General features: G+C 70.5%; 2 protein-coding genes and 1 pseudogene. 1 reads left to right on the top strand and 2 read right to left on the bottom strand.

Going from position 1 to position 2,638, the window contains the following annotated elements:
- The coding region (locus MET9862_RS28830; RefSeq protein WP_142586293.1) for a S1C family serine protease at positions 1-834 on the bottom strand (834 nt) is incomplete at its 3' end.
- A gap of 459 nt (positions 835-1,293) precedes the next feature.
- On the opposite strand from MET9862_RS28830, the gene MET9862_RS28825 reads away from it, so the two are divergent.
- Positions 1,294-1,509 (top strand): hypothetical protein, encoded by a 216-nt coding sequence (locus MET9862_RS28825; RefSeq protein WP_142586292.1) that lies wholly within the window; start codon positions 1,294-1,296, stop codon positions 1,507-1,509.
- Positions 1,510-1,847: 338 nt separating this feature from the next.
- On the opposite strand, the pseudogene MET9862_RS28820 reads toward MET9862_RS28825, so the two are convergent.
- Positions 1,848-2,540, bottom strand: a pseudogene (locus MET9862_RS28820) (SbcC/MukB-like Walker B domain-containing protein); the annotation flags it as partial.
- Positions 2,541-2,638 lie beyond the last annotated feature (98 nt).

The raw sequence follows: 2,638 nt of genomic DNA, 5'->3' as shown, positions 1-2,638 counted from the left end.
GCGATCTCGCGGGCCCTGCGCGAGGACGAGATCCTGCACGTCACCGTCCGCATCCGACGCAAGGACGACGGGGCCTGGCGGACCATCGACATGGCCGGAGGGCGAGAAGATCGCCGTGTTCACCCCGATCAGCCGGCCCGCGGAATCGAGCAGCGGGCCGCCGGAATTGCCCGGATTGATCGCCGCATCGGTCTGGATCACCCCGGAGAGTTCCCGCCCCTCCCCCGTCGGCAGGCGCCGCTGCAGCGCGCTGATCACGCCGGTGGTCAGCGTGTGGTCGAGGCCGAAGGGGTTGCCGATGGCGAAGGTCGACTGGCCAACCTTCAGGTCCGCCGAGGTGCCGATGGCGAGGGGCGGCGGCATGCGGCTGACGCGGCCGAGCTGGAGCACCGCGAGGTCGTAGGCGGGCGAGGTGCCGACGAGGCGCGCGGGCACCACCTCGCCCGAGGAGAGCCGCACCGCGATGGTGCCGCCGGACTGGGCGGCCGCCTGGACGACGTGGTTGTTGGTGACGATGTGCCCGGCGGCGTCCCAGACGAAGCCGGTGCCGGTCTGGGCGTTGCCGCCCTGGCCCTGCTGCTCCTCCTCGTCGTCGAGGCTCATCAGGGCCTGCCCCCGCGCTGCCCCCTGCGCGAAGACGTGGACCACCGAGGGGCTCGCCCGCTCGAACAGCGCGACGGTGCTGGTCTCCGCGGGCGCGAGGTCGCCGCGCGCCGTCACCGCCCGCGGCGTCTCGGCCGAGAACAGGAGCGCCGTGAGATAGGGCTGGGCGACGAACAGCGCGAGCAGGATCAGCACCGCGACCAGGGCCACCCGCACAAAACGATCCGGCACGGTCGTCCCGACCCCCCTGCCCCGGTGGAAACTGAGCATTGCGGACACAGTCCGGCACCCGCGTCCGGCGCCCGGGTAGCCCTTAACTGGTCGTTCAGCTTGGTTCCTTCAACACGAAGGAGGCCCGGCCGCAAGCGTGATGAGAGCGTGCGGCAGCACACCACACAGCCACGCTGGACGGGCTAACGAAATGGTCATCACTGGCGGGGACAATCTTCGCACGTGACAATGCAGTGTTCGACGCTGAAGCAAGGCATCATGGCCCGCGACTTCGGTCGATGCGGTACGAGTTTTCGACACAATCGTGGCTCGACGCTCGAAGATGGTTGCGAAATGATCGCATTGCCGCCGCAGAGATGCTGCCATTCGAGACGACATCATTGAGAGCCGCTCCTGCCTGACTTGAAGGCGAGCGGGTGCCTGAACGGACGACGACGGTTCGGAAGGAAGACAGACATCATGGAAACCGAAGCTCTCGAACGGCCCGCCGATCTGACGATCTGGCGCTCGGTCCCGGCGAGCTCGCCGCTGGCCCAGCCCGAGCGGTTCGGCACCCTGCGCGAGGCGATCGCCGCCGCCGCGGGCGCGCTGACCGACCCCGGCAAGCAGCCCTGGATCATCACCGAGGAGGGCGAGATCCTCTCCCCGAACTGGATCCGCACCTACCTCAACTGACGGCCGGCGCGCGGATCGCCGCCCGGTCCTCGGCCGCATCGCGGGAGGCTTGGCGCCTGCGCCACGCCGAGAGCCGGGCGCATCCCCGATGCGATGGCCCGATGCGACGGCCGGCACAATCGGCAGTGTCATTCGTGTGCCGAATTCCCGTGCCGCGTTACGTATGTGAATGCGCTTTCCGGCACGCCGCGTAGAGTACGGCACGGTCTGGCGAGTTATCCCCCCTCTCGCTCGGCCGGCGCCGTCGACCGGACGTTCCTCCCGATCGCTTCCGCGTCGGCGGCGCCCCCCTCCCGACCGCGCCGCCGCAGGCGATGGGCCGCCCTGGATGAGGGCGGTCAGGCCGGATCGGCCTCGCCGAACGCCTCCAGTCCCATCCGGTCCGGGTTGATGCCCGCGAGCGCGCGCTTGGCCGCTTCCAGCGGGTGCTCGGATTCGATCCGCACCGAACGCAGATCCGCGCTCTTGTAGACCGTGACGATGGTGTCCATCACCTCGGTCAGGGTGGTGCGCTTGTCCTCCGGCGCGGCGATCAGCAGCTGCAGGCCCCAGGCGCCGTAGAGGTCGACCAGCGCCTGGCTGTTGCGCACGTCCAGCTTGGAGAAGGCCTCGTCGAGGAGGCACAGGCCCAGGCCCGGATTCTCGTCGCCCGGCCGATCGCCCGGATAGTAGGCGCTGGCGAGCGAGGCGGCGATCGCCACGTAGAACGGGGCCTGCGCCTCGCCGCCCGAGCCCCGCAGCGCCCGGCTCGACATGGTGGTGCGGCTGCCGTCGCGGCCCTTCATGCCGATCTCGTAGACGAAATAGTTGCGGTAGTCGGCGAGCCGCGCCGCGTCCTCCGCACCGCCGATCAGCGCCTGGATCTCCTCCAGGGCCGCGCTCATCGTGCCCGCCTCCCCCGGCATCAGCAGCGCCTGCGCGGCGTCGGGCGAGCGCGCGACCTCGGTGGCGAGCGCATGCACGGCCGCGTAGCGGCGATCGACCGCCGCCTCGAAGGCGTAGGTCTGGCCGGTGAAGCTGCGCGAGGACAGCGCCGATCGAGCCGGTGCCGGTGGCGTCGAGGGCCGCGGTCCGGAAATCCGGCCGCAGGCATCCGCCGAGGGCGAGGCTGGTCGCGAGCGTCAGAAGG

Source organism: Methylobacterium symbioticum, assembly GCF_902141845.1.
GTDB classification, from domain to species: Bacteria; Pseudomonadota; Alphaproteobacteria; order Rhizobiales; family Beijerinckiaceae; genus Methylobacterium; species Methylobacterium symbioticum.
Note: the sequence above shows the minus strand (reverse complement) of the source record. Positions and strands in the feature narration are given on the sequence as shown.

Bases quoted from the DNA above. Each gene is read 5' to 3' on its own strand.
- MET9862_RS28825 (WP_142586292.1), top strand. From the start codon at position 1,294: ATGGAAACCGAAGCTCTCGAACGGCCCGCCGATCTGACGATCTGGCGC.